The sequence below is a fragment of the Salinicola sp. MH3R3-1 genome (assembly GCF_001937155.1).
GTDB lineage: Bacteria > Pseudomonadota > Gammaproteobacteria > Pseudomonadales > Halomonadaceae > Salinicola > Salinicola halophyticus.
In genome coordinates this window covers 38005-63578 of the sequence record NZ_MSDP01000007.1, presented here as the reverse complement: position 1 = coordinate 63578, position 25574 = coordinate 38005, and the positions used below count along the sequence as shown (strand labels likewise).

The window sequence follows — 25574 nt, the reverse complement described above, 5'->3', positions numbered from 1 at the left end:
TTACTTCGACCAATGGCGAACGGTGACAATAAATCGCAGTGTTACTATGAGTGACAGGGTTCAGCGACCTAGAGGAGGGTCTGACCATGTTACAGACTCAGGAAAAAGCAGTTCAGGATCGCCCGCTGACCGACGACACCGGCTGCTGCCAGATGAGTTCGATCAATCTGCTGGATGACAGCGTCTCCACGCAGAAAGAAGTTCAGGAGCGCAACGTCATGCAGCTATATCTGCTGACGGTCCAGGTGAGAGCACTGATGGACGTGGCTTGTCACCAGGGGCAGGCGGCGTTCCTTACCGAGCGTTTGCGCTTTCACACCGATCAGCTGGAGGCGCAGTTTTCTCACCTGGTGGATAAGCACAAGGGCGCATCGTATACGCGCCATTTCTATGCCCAGCAGCAAAATCGATTCGATGCGGAAATCGAGAAGATCATCGGTGCGCTCGAATCCCTGGGTGAGCAGTACGCCGACAACGCATCACGGTAGTCGCGACGCCCCTCGTGAACTAAGAAAGACGTGAACTAAGAAAGACGTGACCTGACTCACCGAAAGAGTGTCCAACATCTTCATCTCCAGCCCGACGCGATCCAGGTATCGCGTCGGGCTTTTTGATTCCTGGCTTTCGATTTCAAGAACGCGATGAGATGCCAACCGCCAACGTCATGCACTGTTGGGTGATGTTTCACGTGGAACAATCCAGGTCATTCGCTTCCCGTCTTGAGTCGATAGCTCCCCTGAGTTGCGGGATCCTGGCATGTGCTTAGCCGTCAGTCTTGACCTGACTCAGGAAATCGTTACAGGGAGTCTTCTCGTCAGCGCTGGGAGATATCAGCGCCAACAGGGCCGCGGCAGGAGTCGCAACAGTGCCCAGAAATGCACCAATGGCTCCCCGAGCCAGCAGCGATCCCGTGTCCACGCCGGGGGAGGGGTTCTTGAAGGTCCCTTTGACGTAGAGGGGTGAGCGTAGTGTGAAGACGCGGGCTCCCTTGCTCTCCGGCTCAATGGTCAAATCCAGCGCCTCATTACCGAAGTTGATGTTGCCATCGATCTTGACCAGGGCATTTTCCGTATCGATCAGGAAGAAGCGAGTCTTGGCCAACCCATCTTTGACATTGAGGTTGGCTGCCGCGCAGTTAATTTTAACCTGCTCGTCACCGAATAGTTTACCGACCAGGTAGTTGCCCACATTGAGGCCGGCTAATTCCATCAGGTTCTGGCTGATCAGGCCATCATTGATCAGCATCTGCAGGTCGCCGTTGCTGCTGCCAAGAATGCTCGCAACGGAATTCCCCGTGCCGCTTAGCGTGGCGTCCCCGTTGAGCTCTCCGCTGCTGTTTTTCATCAGCTCCACGTCGGGAAACAGTCGGCTAAGCATCAGATGACGAATATGCATATCGACCCGGCTTTGCATCGGGCTTTGACTGCCGTCGAGGCGTAACGTGGTATTGAGGTTGCCTCCTGCCATGCCGAACCGCAGCGGATCCAGCAGAATCTCCCCGTCCTCCAACGTGACATGGGTATAAATGTCCTCGAGGGGTAGAGAGTCACCGTGCTCGACACGTTTGGCGGTGAACTTGACGTCGGCGTCCATGGTTTTCCATTTGGCCGTATCGAACTCTTCCACCGGCAACAACTTGTCGTCCGGCTGACGGCTGGTTTCGCCGCGGTCGGCTTTTTCGGCATTCGAATCAGCGCCAATCAGAGGCGCAAGATCGGCGAAGCGCAACTGTCGCGAAACGACCTCGCCCTTGAGCGAGGGGCGCGGTTCACCCATGCGATAGGTAAGGTCACCGTGGATGTCGCTATCACCGATCTGGCCGTCGAAGTCGCGATAACGAAAGGACAGCGCATCCTGGGTATTCAGATTGGCGGTCAAATGGCCTCGAGTGGAATAGGGCGGTGTGTCGGGCAGGGTCACGCCGATGATGCCATAGAGATCGCCCAGGTTCTGACCCGAGAAGCTGAGATCCATATCGACCGTTTTCGGCGATAACGGGTCGGTTATCGTACCGTTGACGGCCACCTGGGTATTGCCGGCGTCCAGTTTGGCCTGAACGGGATACGGGATATTCCGCTGCTTCAGCGCTTCGGGTCCACCCAGCTTTCCCGAACCCGAGAAGGGCTGTTCGCGATAGGTGCCCTCGGCTTTCCAGCCGAAACGGTAGTCGCCGATCTGCCGATCCTCCGTCTGGCTGACGGCGCTATCATCGTCAGTCAGCTCATTGAATGCGATGGGCTGACCGAGTAGCTGGACCGTTGCCTCTATATTGGCAGCCAATATTGCATCTTGATAATGAACATCGATGGGATCGAAGTCGATTTGCCCTACATCGACCGTCCAGCCGTTCTCTTTCGAGCCGTCTTCCTTTGCCTGTTCCTTCTGATCATTACCGCCCAGGTCGAAAGTCCAATTGTTGCGGCCATCCTCGAGACGAGTGAGGTTCGCCGCGCCGCCGCTCAAGCCAATAGCTGGCAAGGGGAGAGTTTTTCCGAGCAACGGCAGGGGAGATAGCGTGATATCGAGTGTCTTCAGGCGGACGAGGTCGGCATCGGTAATAGCGTCAGGGCTACCAATGTGAATATCTTCGGCATGAACTTCGGGCCAGGGAAACCAATGCCGCCAGCCGCCGTCTCCCGAAGGCCACTGCCAATCGACGCTCAGATCGCCTTCTATGGAAACCTGCCGGTTTAGCGCATCGCTGGCGCGCTGGTTGATCGTCGGCTTGAGCCGATTCCAATCAAAGGTCGCGACCACGATGACCAGTGCGGCCATCGTCAGTATGACAATAGCCAGGATCCAGACGCCCACTCTCTTGCCTCGAGTCATCACGCTATCCCAAGTTCCGTGGTGAAGAATTCAAGGATAGTCGAGGGCTGGAAGAACGTCGCCTTGCCTCATAGGACAGAGCGCCATCCCCCACGAGGCGGTAGGTGCGTGTTTCACGTGAAACAATTCGGGGGCCCTCGGCTGCCGGCTTACTTGAGCAGCTCGGAATTTTAGAAGGCGACGTGAGCGCTTGTTCTTTGCTTCTGCTCGTTTTCGCTATGGCCGTCGCCTAGACCAGGCGGTCGGCGAATTCGGCAAGGTCCGCGCAGAGCCAGTCGGGGCGAATGGACCGAGGAAGCTTGGCTAGAGTATCGGCTCCCTTTCCCGTTTCGACCAACGCGGTGAGACAGCCTGCGGCCTGACCGGCCTGGATATCCCGGAGGCTGTCGCCGACCATCCAGCTCTGTTCGAGCGACGCGATACCCAGAGACTGTTGAATTTCGAAGATCATGCCGGGCTTGGGCTTGCGGCAATCGCAGCCGTCATCGGGTAGATGAGGACAATAGGTGATCAGGGCGATGCTTCCGCCCGCGCGTTCAACACGCTCCGAGAGATGGCTGTGAATGTCGTGCAGCGTAGTCAGATCGTAATAACCGCGGCCGATGCCGGACTGGTTGGTGGCGATCGCCACCTGCCAGCCGGCGCGGGATAGGCGGGCTATCGCCTCGATCGAACGGGGCAGGGGGCGCCATTCGTCGAGCGATTTGATATAGGCGTCGGAGTCTTCGTTGATGACGCCATCACGGTCGAGTATGACGAGTCCGGTCATCAGAAAAAGGATCCTGAAATAAAGAGTAAAGAAAAGGGCCAGAAGACGAACCGATTTTACTTGGTTTGAGGCTTGATTGCGCAAAGGCGGATATTCCACGTGAAAAATCGCTTGCCGAAATAGCGAGCGGTAATCCAGCAATTAGGTTGCACATGTCGATCGGTGGGCCTGTCTGCACCGGCTGTGCTTGTCATGCGGGCCGAACTCTTGCCCGTTAGCGGAATGGGATAGCGGCGATTGCCCCTCAAGTCCGTGGGTATATCGGCCTTCGTGAAGAGAATGGGGCGAGATCGCCGCGTGACCAGAAGATCCCATGGCTCAGTTATCTAGATCGGGCAGAGAGCCGTCAAACATGCCGTCGCGTTCAACGAGATAACCGCATCGATTATCGTCTGCCGAGATCAAGTTCATCAGGTCTGGACGCCGAAATCTTGATGTGCTCGGGTAGGTGGCCCGGTTGGGTTAATTCGATCAGGACGATGTTTCACGTGGAACATCGCTCTGACGGTACCCCCTTGTCGTCATTGCCGCTGGGTAAGAGAGGTGGCGTTGACTAGCCGCTCCAGATAAAAGACTACAACCAAAAAGCCCGGCCTGAAGGCCGGGCTAATGTTTCACGTGAAACGATCAAGAGTTACGACTGCAGTTCGGCGATGTCGGCCACTTCGAGAAACAGCGCCTGCAGACTGGCGAGCAGCGCGAGACGGTTGGCGCGGACGGCGGAGTCGTCAGTGGCAACCATCACTTCGTCGAAGAAGCGATCGACCGGCGCGCGCAGCGTGGCAAGAATATCCAGCGCTTGGGCGTAGTCTGCTTCCTGGAACAGCGGCTCGACCTGATCGCGGCAATCGGCCACGGCGTTAGCCAGGGCGATCTCCGCGTCCTCAACGAGGAGGTCGCCTTTCACTTGAGTGCTGCCGTCGTGTTGCTGCTTGGCCAGGATATTGGAAACGCGCTTGTTGGCCGCTGCCAAGGCCGCGGCTTCTTCGCGCTGGCTGAAACGGTGCACGGCGCGCAGACGGCGGGCGAAATCCAGCGGCCGCGTCACAGGGCGAGCACGTACCGCCAGATAAACGTCGACCGGCAAGCCTTCGTCCTGCGACCAGGCGCGAAAGCGATCGAGCATGTAGGTCAACACGTCATCGACCAGGCCTTCGGCCTTGGGCAGGTCGCGGTGCTGGGACGCGGCCAGTTCCAGCAACTCGCGCAGGTCGAGATCCCGCTCGCCCTTGATCAGGATGTTGAGCACGCCGATGGTGGCGCGGCGCAGGGCAAACGGGTCCTTGGCGCCGGTGGGGCGCTGACCGATACCGAAGATACCCGTCAACGTATCCAGACGATCGGCCAGCGCGAGTGCCTGACCGGTCGATGTCTGGGGAATGACATCGCCGGCGAAGCGCGGTAGATACTGCTCGTGAATGGCTTCCGCCACGGCTTCCGGCTCGCCATCGTGACGTGCGTAATAGGTCCCCATGATGCCCTGCAGCTCGGGAAACTCGAGCACCATCTCCGTGACCAGATCGCATTTCGCCAATTGGGCTGCGCGGGCTGCCGCCTGGGAGTCGCCGTCGATCTTGCCGGCGATGAACCGGGCGACGACTTCACTGCGGGCGGACTTGTCGGCAAGCGAGCCCAGTTCGCGCTGGAATACGACGTTGGCCAGCGACTCGCGCCGGGCCTCCAGCGTCTGCTTGCGATCGACCTCGAAGAAGAACGCCGCGTCGGCCAGGCGGGGGCGAATGACCTTTTCGTTGCCGTAGATGACCTGTTGCGGATCTTCGCTATCGATGTTGGCCACGGTGATGAACTGCGGCCTGAGCTTGCCATCGGCATCGAGCAGGTGGAAATACTTCTGGTTGGCCTTCATCGAGGAGATCAAGCACTCGGCGGGCACCTCGAGGAAGCGCTCATCGAATGTACCCGTCAGCGCCACCGGCCACTCCACGAGACCGCTGACCTCTTCCAGCAGATCCTCGTCGATGACCGCCTGGGCATCTTGAACTTCGGCCTCGGCCAGTACCTGCTCCCGAATGCGCTCCCGGCGCCGCTCCAGATCCACCAGCACGTAGGCGTTTTCGAGTGCGGCTTCATAGTCGTCGGCGTGGGCGAGTTCGATCGGCGCCGGGGCATGAAAGCGGTGCCCCAGCGTCGTGCGGCCGGACTCCAGACCCAGCACGCTGGCCGGCACGATCTGGTCGCCGTAAAGCAGCACCAGCCAGTGGACCGGACGCGAGAATTCGATGCGCGAGGCGCCCCAGCGCATGTTCTTGGGAACCGGCAGGGCGTTGACGGCAGCGTTGAGAATTGCCGGCAGCAGCGTCTCGACGTTGTCTCCCTGCTGCTGTTCACGGTAGCCGAGCCAGGTGCCCTTGTCGGTCTCCAGGTGAATCAGTTCGTCCACCGTCACGCCGCAGGAGCGTGCAAAACCTTCCGCCGCCTTGGTGGGCTGGCCATCCTTGAAGGCGGCGGCCAGGGCCGGGCCGCGCTTTTCGACTTCGCGGTCAGGCTGCTTGTCGGCGAGCGACGCAACGCGCACGGCCAGACGCCGCGGGGAGGCGAGGGCATATGCCTCGCCATGGGGAACCTCGGCGTCGTCGAGACCTTTGACGACGCCGTCACGCAGGGCGGACGCCAGGTTGGCGAGGGCGCCTGGCGGCAGCTCTTCGACGCCCAGTTCGATCAGTAGGGTGTTGACTGCCATGCTCATGCGTCTCCCTGAGTGGTTTCTGAAGTTTGCTGCAGGAGCTCGCGTCGCAGCACCTCGGGCGCCAGCGGGAATCCGGCGGCTTCACGTGAGGCGTAATAGGCGTGCGCGACCTCACGCGCCAGCGTGCGCACTCTCAGGATGTAGCGCTGCCGCTCGGTGACCGAGATCGCATGTCGTGCATCCAGCAGATTGAACGTATGCGAGGCCTTGAGTACCTGTTCGTAGGCGGGCAACGGCAGATTGGCCGCGAGCAGCTTGTTGCACTCGGATTCGCAGTGGTCGAAGGCTTCGAACAGATAGGGCACGTCGGCGTGTTCGAAGTTGTAGGTCGACTGTTCCCGCTCGTTCTGCAGGTAGACATCGCCATAGGTGATGCGGGTGCCATCGGGAGCAATCGTCCACACCAGGTCGTAGACGCTGTCGACGTCCTGCAGGTACATGGCGATGCGCTCGAGACCGTAGGTCAGCTCGCCGGTCACCGGGAAGCATTCGATCCCGCCGGCCTGCTGGAAGTAGGTGAACTGGGTCACTTCCATGCCGTTGAGCCAGACTTCCCAACCCAGACCCCAGGCGCCGAGCGTCGGCGATTCCCAGTTGTCCTCGACGAAACGGATATCGTGAACCCGCGGGTTGATTCCCAGCCGCTCGAGCGATCCGAGATAGAGATCCTGCAGATCCTTGGGGGAGGGCTTCATCACCACCTGGAACTGGTAGTAGTGCTGCAGGCGGTTGGGGTTCTCCCCGTAGCGGCCATCGGTGGGCCGGCGCGACGGCTGGACAGAGGCTGCGTTCCAGCTCTCCGGGCCGATCGAGCGCAGGAAGGTGGCCGGATGAAAGGTGCCGGCGCCCACTTCCATGTCGAGTGGCTGCAGCACGACACAGCCCTTTTCCGCCCAGTATTGCTGAAGGGCGAGTATCAACCCCTGAAAGGTTTTTGCATCTGCCGTCGAGTCTGTCATTGACTGCGCACCGTTGCCCATGAATTCGTGAGCCGCCAAGTATACAATTAGCGCTCAATCGGTTATAGGCACTGTCGACGATCAGGCCGTGTCGTTGGCGGATTGTCATCGAACGTCCGGCGACGCACGCGGTCGGAGTCTCCATTCACGGTAACCGAGTCGATCGAAGAGGAGTTACGACATGATCGTTGTCACGGGCGGGGCCGGCTTCATCGGGGCCAATCTGGTCAAGGCACTCAACGCACGCGGCCATCTGGACGTCATGGTGGTCGACGATCTCAGCGACGGCACCAAATTCGTCAACCTGGCGGACTGCACGCTGGGTGACTATCTCGACAAGGACGATTTCCTGGCCCGCGTGAAGGCGGAACTGGGTGGTGAGATGCGCGGCGAAGCCGGCGGACTGCCACCGATCGAGGCGATCTTCCACGAGGGCGCCTGCTCGGATACTACCGAGTGGGACGGGCGCTTCATGCTGGAGAATAACTTCGAGTACTCCAAGGTGCTGCTCGAATACTGTCAGGCCAAGCGAATCCCGTTTCTCTATGCCTCGTCCGCCGCCACCTATGGCGGTAGCGAGGTGTTCGTCGAGGACCCCGCTCACGAGAAGCCGCTCAACGTCTACGGCTACTCCAAGCTGCTGTTCGATCAGTACGTGCGTGCCCGCTGGGATGAGTTCGACAGCCAGGTCGTCGGCTTTCGCTACTTCAACGTCTATGGCCCGCGCGAACAGCACAAGGGCAAGATGGCCAGCGTCGCCTACCATCATCACAGCCAGGTCCAGCGTGGCGAGAATCCCAAGCTGTTCGGTGCCTGGGACGGCTATGAAGCCGGCATGCAGAGCCGCGATTTCGTCTACGTCGGCGACGTGGTCGACGTCAATCTGTGGTTTCTGGACAACCCCGAGGTCTCCGGCATCTTCAACCTGGGCACCGGCCGCGCGGAGCCGTTCAAGGCGATCGCCGAGACGGCAATCGATTTCTATTCCGACAAGGACGGGGCAAAGGTCGAGATCGAGTACATCGACTTCCCCGATGAACTCAAGGGTCGCTACCAGAGCTACACCCGCGCCGACATCGGTCGCCTGCGCGAGGCGGGCTATCGCGCCGAATTCAAGACCGTGCGCGAAGGCGTTTCCGCCTATCTGGAATGGCTGAATGGATGAAGCTGCTGTCGGTGCCGAGGCACCACGAATCCTGGTCGTCGGCCCGTCTTGGGTCGGCGACATGGTAATGGCGCAGAGCCTGTTCATCACTCTCAAGCGACGCCATCCGGGCGCGAGGATCGGCGTGCTGGCGCCGGGCTGGTCGCTGCCGATTCTCGAGCGCATGCCGGAAGTCGACGAGGCCATTGCACTGGACGTGAAACACGGCGAGTTCGGCTGGAAGACTCGGCGCGACGTCGCACGCTCGTTGAAAGGGCGCTTCGATCGCGCCATCGTATTGCCGCGTTCGCTGAAGTCGGCGCTGGTGCCGTTTCTGGCCGGCATCCCCCGACGCACCGGCTTCACCGGCGAACAGCGCTACGTGCTGCTCAACGATCGTCGCCGGCTCGACAAAGGTGTGCTGGATCAAACCGTCAAGCGTTTCGTGGCGCTAGGGCTCGATGTCGAACAGGCCGCGGGTGGGGATTTCGAGATTCCGTATCCACGACTGCGCGTCGATCGCGGGCGTCAAACGGAGTTGCGCGCCGAGCTGTCTCTCGGCGAGCGCCCGGCCATTGGCATGATGCCCGGGGCGGAATATGGCCCGGCCAAGCAGTGGCCGCTCGAGTATTTTCGCGAACTGGCCGAGACGCTGATCGGCAAGGGCTATGCAGTATGGGTTCTGGGTGGGCCCAAGGATACCGAGGCCGGCGACGTGATCGCCGACGGCCTGGAATCCGCCCATAACCTGTGCGGCAAGACCCGACTGGCGGACGCCGTCGACCTGCTCGCCGCCTGCGAACAGGTGGTCACCAACGACTCGGGACTGATGCACGTGGCCGCCGCGGTCGGCACGCGGATTCAGGCGCTTTACGGCTCCTCTTCGCCGGCCTATACGCCGCCGCTGACCGGCAACGCCGATATCCACTATCTGGCACTATCCTGCTCGCCCTGTTTCGAGCGCACCTGCCCGTTGGGACATCGCAACTGCCTCAAACAGATGTCGCCTGCCGGAATCGCGCAGTCGATTCAGGGCTAACTCATAGGCTTGGCCGACGGTGGCTCGCCGCCGTCATACTGAATGAGAATGACCATGCCGCTACTGACTGCCAAGCGAAAGCGAAAATTGCGCTCGGCGCTGCGTTTTTTCCACTATCGAATGAAAAATCCCCGAGCGTCCCGCCGCGTTCCGACCAGCGGTGATCGGCTCATCATTTCATTGACCACCCATCCGCGGCGTATCCATCAGGTCTTTGCCACGCTGGAGTCGCTCTGCGAGCAGGATATCGATGCTTTCGATGTTCATCTCTATTTGTCCAGACGGGACAAGGAGGTGATCGGCGAGCTGCCGAAGTCGCTACGGCGACTGGAAGGCCGTGGGGTGAAAATCGTGGTGACCGAAGCGGATTACCGCTCCTATGACAAACTGGTGCATGCGCTGGAAGCCTATCCGCAAGCGACGATCATCACTGCCGACGACGACATGCTCTATCCCGCGGATTGGGCACGACGCCTGATGGACGGTGCGGCTCGCTTTCCCGGTTGTATCGTCTGCCATCGTGGCCACATGCTCTGCGAGAGCTCGCCGGGCTCGGGTGAAATATCCTACCGGGTGGTCAAGAACCGCCAGGCCGCGGGCGCGACCCAGCCCAATTTCGCCCTGATGCCGACCGGCAGCGGAGGCGTGCTGTACCCGCCAGGCGTACTGGATGCGATGGTCTTCGACGCTGAAACCTTTCAGGCGCTGGCGCCCAATGCGGACGATATCTGGTTCAAGATGGCATCGCTCAAGGCCGGTACGCGCTGTGTCAGAATCAATCCAAGCAACGTCGATTTTCTGCCGACGCCAGCGGCGGGTGAATCCGCGCTGCATGAAGAGAACATCAAGCAGGGGGGGAACGATGTGCAGTTCGCCAATTGTCTCGCCCGCTACCCCGAACTCAAGCCGCTGATGTTTGGTCGGCCAATCGATGATGAGAGAACGTGATGACGCGGGCGACGACGACATGAGCCAACGGGTATTGCTGGTTGTTCGCAAGCTGAGTATCGGCGGCATCGAGCGGGTCACCGTGAATCTTGCCAACGTGCTGGCGCGAGAGGGTCACGAGGTCCACGTGCTGGTGCTCAAGGGCGGCTACGAGCTGGCGCCGGATGCCGGCGTGACGGTCCATCGGGTAGATTTCGACAAGTCTTTCCGCAAGACGGGTATCGGGTTGCTATACGATCTGGCAACGCGAGCACTTCTGAAGCCCCTCATGCCGGGCTCCGGATTCCTGTGGCGTGGTTGGTATGGCGGTCACTACCTCAATCGCTTCGTGGAAAAACTGGAGGCCGAGCATGGTCCCATCGACCGCGTCATCATGCGCGGTCAGGGCGCCTTCGAGACGGTCTGGTCGTGGCGCGATCCGCGCCTGTGGCAGGTGACGGTCTCCTGGCCCGGCGACTACGGAAGCCGGCTAAAGGGCTTTTATCTCAAGCGCCTCTACGAGGGCAAGCAGATCATCTGCAATACGCCCAACGTCCGCGCCCAGTTGGAAGGGCAGCTCGCCCATCATGGCATTCGCCCCGCCCGCTGGGCGACCATCATGAATCCGTGCGATATCGAGGCCATTCGCCGCCAGGCCGACGAGCCCGTCGAACTGCCCGCCAGGCCTTTCATTGTCCACGTCTCTCGGCTTTCCGATGTCAAACGCCAGGAGTGGCTGATTCGTGCCTATCTCGAGGCCGCGATCGAGGAAGATCTGGTCATTGTCGGCGATGGGCCCAAGCGTGAAAGTCTCGAGCAGCTCGTCGATGAACTCGGGGCTCGCGCGCGTATCCATTTCGTCGGCAGCCAACCCAATCCCTACCCCTGGATGAAACACGCCCGGCTCTTCGTGCTGAGCTCGCGCAGCGAGGCTTTCGGAATCGTGCTGGCCGAAAGCATGATCTGTGGCACGCCTTGTGCCGCGGTCGACTGCCCGGGCGGCGTGCGCAACGTGCTGATCAACGATCAGGCGCGACTGATCGCCGAGAATTCGATATCTGGCCTTTCGCAGAAGATTCGCGAAGGACTGGCGCATTCGCCTCGATTGGAAGCCGACCCCGAGTTGATCGAGCGTTTTCGCGACACGCGCATCATGCAGCAGTTTCTCGATCTGCCAACGACTTAGACGCGAAGGACGGGACGCTACGGGGAAGTGACGTTGGCTATCGGCGACTAACTGTATAGCCTGCTTATCAATGTGCTATGCTATGCTCATCGAACAGCGTTTGATAACGGCATTTTCACTACCCGAACGTGTAGGCTTCCCGATGGCGCGCGTCTCTCAGCCTCATTCCTCTCCGCGGTTGCCCGCTGACGAGGTCGCTTTCAGCGACCTCGTCGATCGCCGAATGGAGGGCGCCGTTCGCCGCGCGCGCTGGCAGGCTGAGCTACGTGACGCTTTTCAGCGCCACATTGGCGTACCGTTGGAGGAAGCACTGTTTCGACGCTGGGCCGACGGCAAAGCGGGCGGTGGCTGGATCGAACGTCGGGGGCTGCCGCGGCGCTCGGTCGAGACTCGGCTAGGCTCGGCGCTGGTCGTGCACGTCGACCCGCGCGAGTTGATCCGGGATCTCAACGTCAAGGGTGTCGGGGGTAGACGCCCGTTCTCATCGGCGTTCATCTGGGACGGCGACTGGGATCAGAGCCGTGGCGATCTGCGTCGCGGTTCGCGCTACCGCTTCATCAGCGATCTCGATCTCCATCGCGCTGATCTCACCCAGACCGAACGCTTTCGCCAGTATCGATCGCGGCTTCAGTCGGGTAATCCCTGGTCCTCGCATCGACAGGGCCTGCTGCTCGATTCCGAAGAGGCGATCCTGGCATATCTGAAGACCTATCTGGGGTTTCTCGATGCCATGGCCCGCGACGGCTTCGATAGCGAGCTGGGCAAGGACGATCTGGGTGTTGCGGTCACCCGCGACGGTCGGCTGCTCAAGGTCAATCGCGGCCTCCATCGTCTGGCGATGGCGCAACGCGTGGGACTACGGTCGATCCCCGTCGTCGTGCGCGCGGTGCACCGGCAGTGGTGGCAACGAGTGGTCAAAGATGCGAGCGGCGAGGCAGCGCTGGCCCGCGTCGCCGAGGCGTTGACGCGCTGTACCCCGGAAACCGAACCGGGCGAGCTGGACCCCGGCGAAGAGCTGGGGCCCATCGATTGGCCGGCGCCACGCTAGCGCCTTCCGCGCCCGGTCGTCTTCGTTCCCTCGGCTGACCCCGCTTCCTTCAGTTGACTCCATCCCCTCAGTTGACCCCGTTCCAGAGCCGCTCCTGAAGGATATTCTCGCTACGCATGCGCTGGTTCATCTCCTCCAGCGAGTAGCGCTCGACCAGCGTGGGTGACGAGGAAAACAGCGACACGCCCAGGCCGGCGCGATGATCCGGAACGGTATAACCCATTGCCACCAGCAGCGTCGGCAGCACGTCGACCATGCTCGACGGGCGTTCGACAATCCGCGGGCGCAGACCATTGCCCAGCATCATCAGCGTATTCTCGCGGTCTTCAGCGATCAGGTCTTCCCACGCCGAGTTTTTCATCGAGAGATGGTCACTGGCCACCACGATCAGCGTGTTGTCGAGCAAACCCTCGTTTCGGAGCCGCTCGATGAAATTCTTCACCAGCCAGCCGGTACATTTGACCGAATAGAGAATGTTGGTGCCGTCGAACGGGCCCTGATTGTCGATACAGGACTGCGACGGGTTGCCGAACGGAGGGTGCGCCGCCAGGGTCAGGCCGAAGAAGGCGTAGGGTTTGTGGCTGTCATGTAGATTCCGGATACGCTTTTCGGCCAGCCCGAACAGCGTATCGTCGTAAAGTCCCCAGTCGTTGAGATAGTCGGCGGGGGCCTTGTCCTCCAGCTCGTCACGTCCCAGAACGGTATCGAAACCGTGCCCGCGATAGAATTTTGCCTTGCCGGCGAACTTGGTGCTCGCGCCCCCCATGTAGGTGAGATCGTAGCCGCGTTCATGCAGCAGATCACCGAGACAGCTGACGCCGGGGAGCACGTCCGATAGCGGTTCGAACTGGTTGTCGTGCATCAGACCCGCCGGCATCAGCGGTACCCCGCACTGACTGGCAACCATGCCGGCCATCGTCCAGCCGGTATTGTCGAGCTGCTTGACGCCATGAAAGACCACGCCTTCCTTGCCCAGCTGGGCCAGATCCTCGTAGGCGTCACCGAAGCGCTGGGTATCGCTGTAGGTGCGCTCGGTGCTCTCCATGTAGAGATAGATCAGATTGGGCGGTTGCTGCGGCGCGGCGACGATCTCCGGTGGCCGGTAGCGATCGTTGAGCCAGGCTTCATCGTCATCGATCACCGCGGCGCCGCGTAACGAGAGGCCGAACAGCAGCGGATTGAAGGCCAGCAGGAACAGACTCAGTACGCGTTCCCACAGACGCCAGCGATGATCGGCACGCACCATCCAGGTCACCGCGAACAGCATGATGATCGCGGCGATGGAATAGAGCACCCCGGCGATCTGGCGGTCGGTGCTGCCGTTCTCCTCGATGCCGGCCTGCAGATGAAAGATCACCGCGCCCAGGTCGAGCTGGCCGAAGCTGTCGTCGAGATAGATGTAGACCCACCACAGCACCAATGGCAGCAGCGACCACGGCCATGTTTTACGCAGCGTGGCGCGCTGCGAGACGTGCCCCCAGTGGAAATGGTAGCCGGCGGCGAGCCAGACGAGAGAGATGGCGAGGGGTGTCCACCACGGGAGCACCCAGATCACCATGACGGCGTACCCGATGCAGAGGCCGATGTAGGTGAGTGCACACCAACGTCGTGTGTCGCGAGAGATGGTCATGACCGGCTTCGATCCGTGAACGTCGTGTTCTATCGATGCCGCTTCCAGGCACCGGGTGAGCAATCGTCATGACTCTAACATGACGAATTCAAGACAAGCAGGTTGCCCGAGAGTTCCGGCGCGGGTAGCGGGACTCGGGCTGCGCTTCGGGGATTCCATGGCCTGAGACGGGAATTCCCCGGCGCCTGGCGCAAAATTCTCAGCCCTCAGCGAGAGTGGCTCAGCGCCAGATCCTCGGCGTGGCGTGCCATGGCCAGTTCGATCAGCCGCGTCACCAGAGCCGGGTAGGTCAGACCGCTGGCCTGCCACAGCTTGGGATACATGCTGATGCGGGTGAAGCCCGGCAGGGTATTGATCTCGTTGACGACGACCTTTCCCTCGGGTGTGAGAAAGACATCGACACGAGCCAGACCGGCGCACTCCAGGACCTGAAATGTCCGCACCGCCAGCTGGCGGATCGATTCGCCGGCGTCGGCGTCGATGTCGGCGGGGACGGCAACCGTAGCCGCGTCATCGTCGATGTATTTGGTGTCGTAGGAATAGAATCCGCTTTCGATCACGATCTCGCCGCAGACGCTCGCTTCGGGCGTGTCGTTACCCAGCACCGCGCACTCGATCTCGCGGCCGACCACGGCCGACTCGACCAGTACCTTGTGATCGAACGCCAGTGCCAGCGTCAGTGCCTCGCGGAATTCGTCAGCGCTCTCCACCCGGCTGACCCCGACCGATGAACCCTGATTGGCAGGCTTGACGAACAGCGGCGTACCCAGCTTCGCACTCAGGGTCTCGAAATCGGCGCTGACGGCCGTGCGCCGGGTCAGGGTGACGAATGGCGCGACCGGTATGCCGGCGTCGCGCAGCAGGCGCTTGGCGACGTCCTTGTCCATCCCGGCGGCCGAGCCGAGCACACCGGAGCCGACGAAAGGCAGATTGGCCATCCGCAGCAGCCCCTGCAGCGAACCATCCTCGCCGAGCGTGCCGTGAACGATGGGGAAGACCACGTCCAACTGGCCCAGGGTCCCCTGAGACGTCTCGGTGGCGATCAGCTGGCGCTGTTCACGACCGGGCACGAGGGCGATGTCACCATCGGAAGGATTGAGGGCGATACGCCGGGGATCGTCGGCATGAACCAGAAAGTTGTCGGCATCGTTGATATGCCACTGGCCCTGTTTGTCGATCCCGATGACCGTGACCTCGAAACGTTCGCGATCCAGCGCATCGACGATATTTTTGGCCGACTGCAACGAGACTTCATGCTCCGCCGATTTCCCGCCGCAGATGACGCCAACCCGAATCTTGCTCATAGTTCTGCTCCACTTCGCTAACGATCTCGACGCCGCTGGGGCGCTATCACTCTCTATGCCGCTCGGGCGTCATGATGCCACGTTCCCGGCGCGCAAGTATCGCGCCACCGGGAGAGCCTGCCCGCAGAATCAGCCGCCGGCGAGCCGCCGATAAACGCAGCGATAGGCCGTGGCCATGGCGTCCGGGGTGAACGCCGACAGGCGCTGACTGGCAGTGGTGGCCAATCGCTGCCGGCGCGCCGGATCTTCCAGCAGCGCGGTGAGAGCGGCTGTCAGCGCATCGGGGTCAGCGGGCGGCACCAGCAGCCCGCTGACGTCGTGCTCGATCAGATCGGGGATGCCGTCGACGTCACTAGCCACGATCGACACGCCGTGGTCCATGGCATCGAGCAGCGTCGATCCGAGGCCTTCGTTGCGGGAAGGAAACGCGAACAGCGTCATGATCTCGAGATAGTCGCCGACATTGGGCTGGAAGCCTTCCCAGATCACGTTGTCGAGATCCGCGCTCTCGGTCTTCAGGGCCGCGCCGTCGTCGCCTTCGCCGAGCAGCAGGAAGCAGACATCCGGATGCGTCTCGCGCAGCCGTCGTGCTGCCTCTATCAGCACCCGCTGCCCCTTATGGCGATCCACCAGCGCGCCGATATGGCCGATCACGCGACGTCCGGCAAAACGCTCGCGCAACGCCTCGACCCGGCTCGCATCGCTGGGCTGACCCGACAGCACGCTGGGGATGCGAGTGACGGGACACCAGTTCCTCTCGCGAAGATGGTTCTCGATCACCGACGAGATCGCCACGGCCATCGCTGCGCCGCGATAGGTCCAGCGATTGAAGCGCTTGTCCTTGACCGGCTGAGGGACGCGGCGGGTCAGAAGGTAGGGCGTGCCGTGCAGACGGCGTTCGACCCATGCCCAGTGCACCGCCTTGGCTTCGTGGGCATGGGTCAGGGTCGCCTTCGGAGGATGGCGATCATGATGAGAGTGCCCGGCGAGGGCATGATCGGCATCGATCAGCGTGACGCCGATATCGAGACTGACCAATGCCTCGCGCATCGGCGAGTCGCGCCGACAGAGGAGGCTCTGCGCTATTGTCATCTGGTCATCGTCGATTCGGGCCAGCGCCTCGATCAGCAGCAGCGTCTGGCGCTCGCCGCCGCGAAAGCCGCGGGCCAGATTGACGTGGCGGATATGCAGGGTCGGTTTTTCCATGGATTCACCAGATCCGGTCGAAGTCTTCGGCCTCGCGAACCTGGGCATCGCGCTGCAGTTCGAGCAGCTTGGCGTATTTCAGGTAGGCGTTGACCGCCGCCGACAGCGCCACGGAAATGCCGTCGAGCCCGCCGAGAAAGCCGCGCTGGAACACGTATTTGCGTACGAAGGCGTTGGCGCCGTGCAGCGCCGGAGACATGGCGTTGGCACGCTTGCCCTTGAGATACATGATCTTGGCGGCGCGATTGGAAAAACGTCCGCTGGCCTTGCCGAAAAGCTCGGCGAGATTGGCGAACGAGTAGTGTTCCAGATCGGCGTCGAGCCGTTTGGTATTCTGCGCCTGGACGGAGGCGTGCTGGCGGCTGTCGGAGAACCCGCAGCGCTCGCGATCGAACAGCCGGATGCAGTAGTCCGGATACCAGCCGCAATGGCGGATCCAGCGGCTGCCGACGAAGTTGCGCCGACGCAGCGCATAGGCGTCGTGACTGGCCTCTCCATTTTCACCGGCGTCCAGATCGAGCGCCTGAATCGCCGCCACGGCGCCGTCGGTGAGCCGCTCATCGGCATCCAGCGACAGCACCCAGCGATGGCTGGCCGCCTGCGGGCCGACACGCTTCTGCGGGCCATCGCCCAGATACGGCTGATGGATCACGCGGGCGCCCAGCGCCTCGGCTCGGGCGACGGTGTCGTCCCGGGAGCCGGAATCGACCACGATCAGCTCGTCGCAGACCCGGGCGAGCGACGCCAGGCAGGCTTCGATGTTGTCGGCTTCGTCGAGCGTGATCACCACGCCGGTAATGGCGGCCATGGGCAAGTCCTGGATCGTCGATGAATGGTCGTGGATGGCGGGTCGGGGATGAATGGTCGTACCCGGTGCCAAACGATAGCGGGCGTCGCGGAGTATCGCGACGCCCCGCCCAGAATGTTGGCAGCGCCTGGCGCATTGTAGCGCCAGTCATTGTGCCATCGGCAACGCTATCGGTAGAACTGACGGAACCACTGCATGGCGTCGAACACCGCCGGGGAGAACTCGGCGTCCTCGATGGGATCTAGCTGCCGATCGACGATATTCCATTGGCCGGTGCCGTCGACCACGGTGATGCGCTCCGGCTCGATAATCCCGTAATCGATGTAGCTGCTGGACTGGACCCACGGGTGGTCGATGTTCGGCGCGAGCAGATCCTCGCCCTGGGCGTAGTCGGAGAGCGGATTGCGGCAGCCGAGCGCGTGACGCATCAGCATCGGCATGACATCGAGGTGACTGGTCATGCCCTCGACCTGCCCGGGCTCGACGCCGGGGCCGTTGACGACCATCGGCACGTGGGTCTGTGGCGACGCGAAGTTGCTGTTGTGGCCCCAGTAGTTCTTGCCGAAGTCGTTGAGGGACTGGCCGTGATCGGCGGTGACCACCAGCATGGTGTTGTCCCACTCGCCCTTGGCCTTGAGGTCGTCGATTACCCGCCCGAGCAGTTCGTCGTCGTAGTGCACCGCATTGCGGTGGCGGTTGAAATAGGGCGTCGGGTCGGTATCCGGACCCAGATCGAGATAATCCATCCCTTTCACCGAAGGCTGATACGGTTGCTCGGCGTCGTCCGGCACGTCGTAGCCGTGGGGCGCGTCGTAGAACAGCATGCCGAACCAGGGCGAATCGTCTTCCTGCTCCTGCTGATCGACCCAGCTTAGCCAGTCCTCGGTCATCTGCCGGTCGCGGCCTGCCGGGGAGTCGCCCTGCGTGCTCAGTCGCAGCGGGTCGACCGAGGTGAAGATCGTGCGATCGAAGCCGACGCCGTCGAGGCTGGCCGAGGAGAAGATGCCCATCGCGTAGTCCTGCTTCTGCAGCTGGGTGATCAGCAGGGGCGGCGTCTGGGTATCGTCCAGATAGGCGTAGTAGTTGCCGGTGAGGCCGTAGAACAGGCTCATGGCGCCGTTGCGGGTGGCGTTACCGCCACTGTAATGATCGAGATAGCGGCGGCCGCTGTCGTTCAGCGCGGCGTAGAGATTCGGCGTGTTCTTGGGGCCGTATTCGTCAGCGCGCCAAGAGTCGATCAGCACCACCATGACATTGGGCTTGCTGCTGGGCTGGCAGCTCAGCGGATTCTTGGGCCAGTCGAGATTCTGCGCCTGCTTGGCGTTGGTATCGGCTCGCGCGGCACGGGCAGCGCGTGGATCGAGCCAGCCATGGTCTTCCATGAAGCCCTTGGCGGTGGCCGGGAACAGCAGTGGATAGATACCCACCTGCTGGGTCACGCTACGCTGGTAGCGGGCATCGGCCACGATGTGCAGCGCATGGCTGCCGATCAGTGTCACCAGGATGATCCCGCAGGCGAGCCCTACTGGCAGGCGGCGACCGCGATGACTCACGATCAGGCGACGGGCAATCCAGCCTTCGAGCGCCAGTGCGGCGACCACGCAACCTACGATCGCCACCCAGGTGGAGGCGGCAAAGCTGAAGATCTCGCCGTCCTTGTCGTTCAGGAACAGCGACACCATGAACGCATTCACGTGGAAGCGATACTGAGCGTAGACGACCGTATCCAGCAGCAGCGCGCTCAATCCCAGCGCCCCGAGAAGCATCGCCGGCAGCCATAGCCAGCGGGGCTTGAGCACCAGCGCCAGCACGGCGAGCGGCAGCCAGCCGAGCAGAATCAGCATGCCGAAGTGACCGATCCAGGTCAGGATCAGATAGGCGATCCCCATGGCATCGTGCGGCATGGCCAGGTAGGGCGAATAACGCAGCGCGATCAGCCAGGCCAGGGGTAGTTGAAACAGGGCAAAGAGTAACGTGCTGCGCCAACGGCGCTTTAGCGTGTCATGCATGAACGGGAAGAGCCTTAGCGTGAAGGAGTGCCGGGCGCGCCATGATACCCCTCGATGACGAGATCGTAGGACGCTCGGGCACCCGTAGGCGAGAAACGCTCCAGGGAGCGCTTGAGCCGTGACAGGTTGCGCTGACGCCAGGCACCTTGCGGGCGTAGTCGGCAGCGATCGAAATCTATCAGCCAAATCTTATCGTCGGCTGAAACGAGCAGATTGCGCGCGTTGAGATCGACATGATCGAGGCCCGCATCATGAAAGCGCCGAATGGTGGCGCCGACATCGGCGAGCAGCGCGGGCGAAGCCTCGGCCAGACGCTCAGCCAGCGCCTGGCTATTCGCCAGGCGCTCGGTGATCAGCGCGGCGCGGTAGCTCAGGCCGTGACGTACCACGAGGGTCGCCACCGGTGCCGGTACCGGCAGGCCCTGTTCGAACAGGGCGCGCGTCAGGCGCATCTCGCGAAACCCGCGAGTGCGCTCGAGCCCGGTCCACAGATAGTCGGCCCGACTGACTTTGGCCACCATGCCGCCGCGACGATAGGGCCGCAGCACCCATTGGTGCTCGTCGATCTCGAGAAACTGGCTCGCCCCGCGGCCCGGTGCCGAGCCGACCACCAGACCCCGTTCGGCCCAGGCATCCGGCTCGAGCCAGGCCTCACCGAACGCCGGCAGAATCGGCAGGTCGGGCTGAGCGAGACGCGTATCATCGTATAAGATGTGCGAGTCCCGATGGTGGTAGGTCGTAAGCGTCATGACCGGTCCTTGACGTTGGGCCGCAGCGGGATTGATACGTCGCCGGCCGGCGGAGAGACAGGATTGGCGACGACTGGCCGCCGGGCGCATTGTAACCGGGCAAACCTGCCGCCGCATGTCGGGGGGTCACGCTGCTCGCCTTCGTCGACCATTCGGGCCCTCGCCGATCATTCGGGCATCATCGAACATCAAGGAAGCTTTCGTGACTGAAGATTCGCAAGCGCCGCTGGCCGTGATCGCCATTCGTCAGGTGGAAAAAAGCACCGGCGCCAGTCGCAACGCCTTCGAGCAGGCCGCGGCATTGAAAGCCCTGGGCTATCGGGTGGTGATTCTCGCCGAGCGCGGTCGGCGTGAGCTGGCGGAGGCGGCCGGTGCCGAGTTGATTCGATTGAAACGCTGGCCGTTCAAGGGGCCCTTTCGGCGCTTCTGGTTCAACCGCCGGGTGCAGGCCTGGTGTCGGCGCCACCCCCCCGCGATGCTGGTCAGCCATGGTGACGTGGAAACGCCGGACGTCGTCTACATGCACAACTGTGTGCATCTCGCCAGCCAGCGTATTCATGGCCGCGACTTGCCCGCGGGCCATGAAGTGGCGGCCATTCATGACCACGTACTCGAGGCCGGCAAGTTTCGCCGGGTGGCGGTCAACTCGCGCATGATGGCGCAGGATCTTCGCACGCGCTACGGCATCGACGATTCGCGAATCGAGATCAGCTATCCCGGCTATGATCCCGACGTCTTCAATCTCGAACGCGCATCGGTAGGCCGCGAGACACGCCGACGCGAACTGGGCGTCGACGACGAGACCTGGCTGATCGGATTGATTACCTCCGGCAACTTCACCAAACGCAACGTGGCCGGCTTCGTCGAGATGGCTGCCGGGTTGGAACAGCGGCTGGCGGGGAAATGCCGCTTTCTGGTGGTCGGCAAAGACGATTTTTCGCCCTACCAGCGCCAGGCCGAGCAGGCGGGCGTTGCCGAGCGCTTTATCTGGCGCACCACGGTCAGTGACGTCGAGACACTCTACGGCGCGTTGGATGTGTTCGTGCTGCCGGCCCATATCGGGGAGTTCGGCCGCGTCTCGCTCGAGGCCATGGCCTGCGGAACGCCGGTATTGTTGTCCAAGACGACTGGCGCTGCGGAGCTGCTCGAAACCGACCACGCCGACCTGATTCTGGAAAGTCGGGATACCCAGGCCTGGGTGGCGCGTCTCGAAGGAATGCTGGAAGCGTCCGATGTCAAAGCCCTGGGGCTGACGCTCTCGCGGTTGGTGGGTGATTACTCTTACCGCTGTCAGAACGAGAAGTTGAGGCATTCCTTCCTGACGTTGACGGCCGCTGACTGATCTCGCTCAACGCAGTTGTGCATTGAAGAATTCGGCCAGCGACTCGACGTAGCGTTCCAGGGTGTAGTCGCGTGCCACCTGTTCCCGGGCTCTCGTTGCGATCTGGCGTCGCAGTCGCGGATTCTCGGCCCAGGCCAGTAGTGTCTCGGCAATGGCTTCCGGGTCGAGCACCTTGGCTTGCACGAGATCATCCTGATCGGGTGAGTAGACTTCCCGCGGGCCCAGGAGGCAGGCATCCCCGTACTTCCGCAGCACTTCGCGTGGGCGCGTCGGTTCGAGAATCGCCCCGTTGCGTGGGTCCAGAATGGATTCCGGCAGGCCATCGATGTTGCCCACCACGGTTGGGAGTCCATGGGCCACGGCCTCTTGTACGACGTTGCCGAAAGGCTCCCGCCAGGAGGGGCAGACAAAGGCGTCCAACTGCGAGTAGAACCCCGACATGTCTGCCACCGGGCCACAGAACGTCACGCTCTCCTCGAGCTGCCAGCGGTGTGTCCATTCTCTCAGGACGGGTTCGAGCGGCCCCTGACCGGCGATCCATAGCTCTGCGGCCGGGAAACGTGGCTTGAGCGCCCGTAGTGTCTCGAGGGCGATCATCGGCGCTTTCAGTCCCTGTAGGCGCCCGGCGAAGCCGAGGCGAAAACGGCCCTCGGGGTGCTCCGAGGCCAGCGCCGGCAGATCGATAGCGTTGTTGAGCGTCTTCGAGGGCAGATCGGGATCGAGGCCCCACTTGAGCTGCAGAATGCGGTGGGCCGCCCGCGAGATCCCCAGCACGCCGGAGAGCCTCTCGATGTAACGCCTCAAGCTGGGATCATCCTTCGCCAGCCAGGCGCTACCGCGCTCGAAATGATAGATGGGGATATCCCGGGGTAGCGTCAGCGGGTGTCGCGAGATCTTGTTCCAGACCAGCAGGGCCTCGGGCGCCAGTTCGCGCAGTAACCGCTGCTGATAGGTACTGCGAAGGTTCCCCAGCGCCGGCAACTTGAGCCCTTTCGGCCCCTTGATGCCATGCAGCCGGTTCTCGAGCCCCCGAAAATAGTCATCGAGATAAGGATGGATGCCATTGGTCTGCAGCAGTACGTGGCTGTCGTCGCGTCGAGCGCTACAGTCGAAAAAGCGTGAAAAATAACGCTCGACCCCACCCAGATTCTTGAGGCTGACCAGATGGGCGATACGACAGGGGATGATGTCGGGGTCGCTGTCGGAAGCGGTGGCGGAGGTAATATGACTTTCCTCGTCATCATTCGTGGACTTCGGATCTTCGAATTCTGATCTTCGAACCTCCTGATCGGGGCCACTATACCGCTTGTTCCTGGCGCTGCGGGTCATCGTCGGTCAACTTCCGTTAGAATGGGCGTTTCACTCAATGGGAAGTCGGTCAGGCCCATGAAGCATTCTCTGCCAGAGCGCCCGCGACACATCGGCATCCTGCGCCTTTCCGCGCTGGGCGACGTCTGCAATCTGGTCCCTACGGTGCGCGCGCTGCAGCGCCGGTGGCCCGAGGCCCGTATTACCTGGATCGTCGGCAAGGCAGAATACGGCCTGCTCAGCGGGCTCGATGGTGTCGATCTGGTGATCTATGACAAGGCCACCGGTCTGGCCGGCATGCGCGAGATATGGCGTCAGTTCAAGGACACTCGCTTCGACGTGCTGCTGCACATGCAGCAGGCGCTGCGCGCGAGCGTGCTGTCGCTGGGTCTCAAGTGCGACGTGCGCGTGGGTTACGACAAGGCGCGGGCCAAGGATTGGCAGCACTGGTTCACGCATCGCCAGCTGGCGGTGCATCCGCGGGCGCATGTGCTCGAATCGTTCATGGATTTCGCTCGGCTGCTGGGTGTCGAGGACACGCGCCTCGACTGGTCGTTGCCGGTACCCGACGCTGCCTATGAAGAAGCGCGTCAGTTGACCGGCGATCAGGCCTATCTGGTCATCAGCCCGTGTGCCAATCCGCGTCTGCGCAATTTTCGCAACTGGTCGGCGGAAGGTTATGCGGCGGTCATCGAACATGCCTGGCAACGTCACGGCTTGAAGACCGTCATGAGTGGCGGCGGTAGCCCCCTGGAGCGTGACATGGGCGAGCAGATTCGACGCCTGTGTCCGAACGTCGAAATCATCGATGCCATCGGCCGGACTTCGCTCAAGGGCTTGCTGGCGCTGCTCGATCGCGCCCGCGTCGTGATCGCGCCGGACTCCGGCCCGGTCCACATGGCCAACGCGCTGAAAACGCCGACGCTCGGGCTTTACGCCACCACCAATCCGGACCGCGCGGCGCCCTATTGCTGGCGAGACCATGTCGTCAATCGATACCCTGACGCCGTACGCCGCTACCTGAACAAATCCGTCGAGACCGTCACCTGGGGCACGCGGGTGCGCCACGCCGATGCCATGGCGCTGATCACGCTGGAAGACGTGGTCGAGCACCTGGATCGACTGCTGGCCGATACCGCTGCGCCTGGCGAGGACGACGCGCTGGAGTCACGAGGATGAAAGTCGACCTTTCGCAACTGGAGCACGCCCGCCTGCTGGTGGTTGGCGACGTGATGCTGGATCGCTACTGGCACGGCGGCACGTCGCGCATTTCCCCGGAGGCCCCGGTGCCGGTGGTCAAGGTGGAAGATGCCGATGATCGTCCGGGCGGGGCGGCCAACGTGGCGCTCAACATCGCTTCGCTGGGCGGGCGGGCGAGCCTCGCCGGCGTTGTCGGCGACGACGACAACGCCGGTCATCTGGAGCGCGCGCTGGAAGCGGCCAATGTGATTGCTTACTTCCAGCGCAGTGGCGATGTGCCGACGATCACCAAGCTGCGGGTCATGAGTCGCAATCAGCAGCTCATCCGTCTCGACTTCGAGTCGCCGCTGTGGAACGTCGATACCGCGCCGTTGATCGAGAAGGTCCAGGCAGCGCTGGGCGACGCGGACGTGGTGATCCTGTCCGACTACGGCAAGGGCAGTCTCAATCGGGTCGAGACGCTGATCGCCGCCGCCCGCGCCGCCGGCAAGCGAGTGCTGGTCGATCCCAAGGGCGGCGATTTCAGCCGCTATCGCGGCGCCAGCGTGATCACTCCCAACCTGACAGAGTTCGAGGCGATCGTCGGGCCCTGCCACGATGATGCGCAGCTGGCCGCCAAGGGCGAGCAGCTGCGTGCCGATCTGGAACTCGAAGCGCTGCTGGTGACCCGCAGCGAACGCGGCATGACGCTGATTCGTGAGGGTCACCCGCCGCTGCATCTGCCGACGCATGCGCGCGAAGTCTTCGACGTGACCGGCGCCGGCGACACCGTGATCGGCGTGCTGGGTCTGGCGCTGGCGGCAGGCCACGGCTTTGGCGAGGCGGTGATGCTGGCCAACCTGGCCGCCGGCCTGGTGGTGGCCAAGCCCGGCACCGCGGTGCTGTCGGTGGCGGAACTCTACACCGCGCTGCACGGCGACAGCCTCGCCGAGTACGGCGTCATCGAGGAAGGCGCGCTCGTCGCGGCCGTGCGGGCGGCCCAGGCGCGCGGCGAACGCGTGGTGATGACCAACGGCTGCTTCGACATTCTGCACGCCGGTCACGTCGCCTATCTCGAACAGGCCAAGCGCCTCGGCGATCGGCTGATCGTCGCGGTCAACGATGATGCCTCGGTGGCGCGGCTCAAGGGCCCCAAGCGGCCGATCAATACCTTGGCGCGGCGCTCGCAGGTGCTAGCCGGATTGGCGGCCGTCGACTGGGTCGTCCCGTTCGGCGAAGACACGCCGGCGCGGCTGATCGAGGCGATTCTGCCGGATCGGCTGGTCAAGGGCGGCGACTATCGGCCCGAGGCTATCGCCGGCGGCGAGGCGGTGATCGCCAACGGTGGCGAGGTTCTGGTCCTCGGCTTCGAGGATGGCGTGTCGACCACCACCATGATCGACACCATTCTCGACCGCGAGCGCTGATCGT

At 62.4% G+C, this 25574-nt stretch carries 20 protein-coding genes; 9 read left to right on the top strand and 11 right to left on the bottom strand.

All coding sequences use genetic code 11. The features are described 5' to 3' along the window. Positions 1 to 86: 86 nt before the first annotated feature. Positions 87 to 488 (top strand): hypothetical protein, encoded by a 402-nt coding sequence (locus BTW08_RS04995; protein ID WP_075561425.1) that lies wholly within the window; start codon positions 87 to 89, stop codon positions 486 to 488. Between the two features lie 274 nt (positions 489 to 762). Here the strand turns inward: BTW08_RS04995 and BTW08_RS04990 are convergent, their stop codons facing one another. The 4 genes from BTW08_RS04990 to glyQ form a co-directional block, all read right to left on the bottom strand. Continuing rightward, a complete protein-coding gene (locus tag BTW08_RS04990) occupies positions 763 to 2829 on the bottom strand; it encodes an AsmA family protein (RefSeq protein ID WP_075561424.1) in 2067 nt (688 codons plus the stop codon). A gap of 229 nt (positions 2830 to 3058) precedes the next feature. Next, positions 3059 to 3598, bottom strand: coding sequence for a D-glycero-beta-D-manno-heptose 1,7-bisphosphate 7-phosphatase (gmhB, locus tag BTW08_RS04985; RefSeq protein ID WP_075561423.1), 540 nt, complete (start codon positions 3596 to 3598; stop codon positions 3059 to 3061). Positions 3599 to 4232: 634 nt separating this feature from the next. Next, on the bottom strand, positions 4233 to 6299 hold the full coding sequence (gene glyS, locus BTW08_RS04980) for a glycine--tRNA ligase subunit beta (protein WP_075561422.1): 2067 nt from the start codon (positions 6297 to 6299) through the stop codon (positions 4233 to 4235). 2 nt (positions 6300 to 6301) lie between these two features. Next, the gene (gene glyQ, locus BTW08_RS04975; RefSeq protein ID WP_075561612.1) at positions 6302 to 7264 is read right to left on the bottom strand and encodes a glycine--tRNA ligase subunit alpha; all 963 of its coding nucleotides are present in this window, start codon (positions 7262 to 7264) and stop codon (positions 6302 to 6304) included. A gap of 181 nt (positions 7265 to 7445) precedes the next feature. Here glyQ and rfaD point away from each other — a divergent pair, with 181 nt between their 5' ends. The 5 genes from rfaD to BTW08_RS04950 all read left to right on the top strand — a co-directional run bounded on the left by rfaD (position 7446) and on the right by BTW08_RS04950 (position 12608). Beyond that, the gene (gene rfaD / locus BTW08_RS04970; protein ID WP_075561421.1) at positions 7446 to 8429 is read left to right on the top strand and encodes an ADP-glyceromanno-heptose 6-epimerase; all 984 of its coding nucleotides are present in this window, start codon (positions 7446 to 7448) and stop codon (positions 8427 to 8429) included. Continuing rightward, on the top strand, positions 8422 to 9447 hold the full coding sequence (gene waaF, locus BTW08_RS04965; RefSeq protein WP_075561420.1) for a lipopolysaccharide heptosyltransferase II: 1026 nt from the start codon (positions 8422 to 8424) through the stop codon (positions 9445 to 9447). The genes rfaD and waaF overlap by 8 nt, the downstream gene beginning before the upstream one ends. Before the next feature lie 54 nt (positions 9448 to 9501). Next, positions 9502 to 10395: a hypothetical protein gene (locus tag BTW08_RS04960; protein WP_075561419.1), complete on the top strand. Its 894-nt coding sequence runs from the start codon at positions 9502 to 9504 to the stop codon at positions 10393 to 10395. Then, on the top strand, positions 10382 to 11560 hold the full coding sequence (locus BTW08_RS04955) for a glycosyltransferase (RefSeq protein WP_168170637.1): 1179 nt from the start codon (positions 10382 to 10384) through the stop codon (positions 11558 to 11560). Before BTW08_RS04960 ends, BTW08_RS04955 begins: the two co-directional genes overlap by 14 nt. Positions 11561 to 11783: 223 nt before the next feature. Continuing rightward, on the top strand, positions 11784 to 12608 hold the full coding sequence (locus BTW08_RS04950) for a hypothetical protein (protein WP_075561418.1): 825 nt from the start codon (positions 11784 to 11786) through the stop codon (positions 12606 to 12608). Positions 12609 to 12675: 67 nt separating this feature from the next. Here the strand turns inward: BTW08_RS04950 and BTW08_RS04945 are convergent, their stop codons facing one another. From BTW08_RS04945 to BTW08_RS04920, 6 genes are all read right to left on the bottom strand, one after another. Further along, the gene (locus tag BTW08_RS04945; RefSeq protein WP_075561417.1) at positions 12676 to 14238 is read right to left on the bottom strand and encodes a sulfatase-like hydrolase/transferase; all 1563 of its coding nucleotides are present in this window, start codon (positions 14236 to 14238) and stop codon (positions 12676 to 12678) included. Between the two features lie 206 nt (positions 14239 to 14444). Beyond that, on the bottom strand, positions 14445 to 15542 hold the full coding sequence (ddlA, locus tag BTW08_RS04940; protein ID WP_075561416.1) for a D-alanine--D-alanine ligase: 1098 nt from the start codon (positions 15540 to 15542) through the stop codon (positions 14445 to 14447). Between the two features lie 129 nt (positions 15543 to 15671). Continuing rightward, positions 15672 to 16748, bottom strand: coding sequence for a glycosyltransferase (locus BTW08_RS04935; RefSeq protein ID WP_075561415.1), 1077 nt, complete (start codon positions 16746 to 16748; stop codon positions 15672 to 15674). A gap of 4 nt (positions 16749 to 16752) precedes the next feature. Beyond that, positions 16753 to 17556, bottom strand: a complete 804-nt coding sequence (locus BTW08_RS04930; RefSeq protein ID WP_075561414.1) for a glycosyltransferase family 2 protein — start codon at positions 17554 to 17556, stop codon at positions 16753 to 16755. Between the two features lie 167 nt (positions 17557 to 17723). Continuing rightward, positions 17724 to 19565: a DUF3413 domain-containing protein gene (locus BTW08_RS04925; RefSeq protein WP_075561413.1), complete on the bottom strand. Its 1842-nt coding sequence runs from the start codon at positions 19563 to 19565 to the stop codon at positions 17724 to 17726. A gap of 14 nt (positions 19566 to 19579) precedes the next feature. Further along, a complete protein-coding gene (locus tag BTW08_RS04920) occupies positions 19580 to 20314 on the bottom strand; it encodes a 3-deoxy-D-manno-octulosonic acid kinase (RefSeq protein WP_075561412.1) in 735 nt (244 codons plus the stop codon). A 202-nt stretch (positions 20315 to 20516) separates the two neighbouring features. Here BTW08_RS04920 and BTW08_RS04915 point away from each other — a divergent pair, with 202 nt between their 5' ends. Continuing rightward, the gene (locus BTW08_RS04915) at positions 20517 to 21656 is read left to right on the top strand and encodes a glycosyltransferase family 4 protein (RefSeq protein ID WP_075561411.1); all 1140 of its coding nucleotides are present in this window, start codon (positions 20517 to 20519) and stop codon (positions 21654 to 21656) included. A gap of 6 nt (positions 21657 to 21662) precedes the next feature. Here BTW08_RS04915 and BTW08_RS04910 read toward each other — a convergent pair whose 3' ends face one another. Beyond that, positions 21663 to 22985 carry a glycosyltransferase family 4 protein gene (locus BTW08_RS04910; RefSeq protein ID WP_075561410.1) on the bottom strand — a complete coding sequence of 441 codons (1323 nt, stop codon included), beginning with the start codon at positions 22983 to 22985 and terminating at the stop codon, positions 21663 to 21665. A 57-nt stretch (positions 22986 to 23042) separates the two neighbouring features. Between BTW08_RS04910 and BTW08_RS04905 the strand changes: the two genes are divergently transcribed. Beyond that, positions 23043 to 24143 (top strand): glycosyltransferase family 9 protein, encoded by a 1101-nt coding sequence (locus BTW08_RS04905; RefSeq protein ID WP_075561409.1) that lies wholly within the window; start codon positions 23043 to 23045, stop codon positions 24141 to 24143. After that, positions 24140 to 25570, top strand: a complete 1431-nt coding sequence (gene hldE, locus BTW08_RS04900) for a bifunctional D-glycero-beta-D-manno-heptose-7-phosphate kinase/D-glycero-beta-D-manno-heptose 1-phosphate adenylyltransferase HldE (RefSeq protein WP_075561408.1) — start codon at positions 24140 to 24142, stop codon at positions 25568 to 25570. Before BTW08_RS04905 ends, hldE begins: the two co-directional genes overlap by 4 nt. Positions 25571 to 25574: the final 4 nt, after the last annotated feature.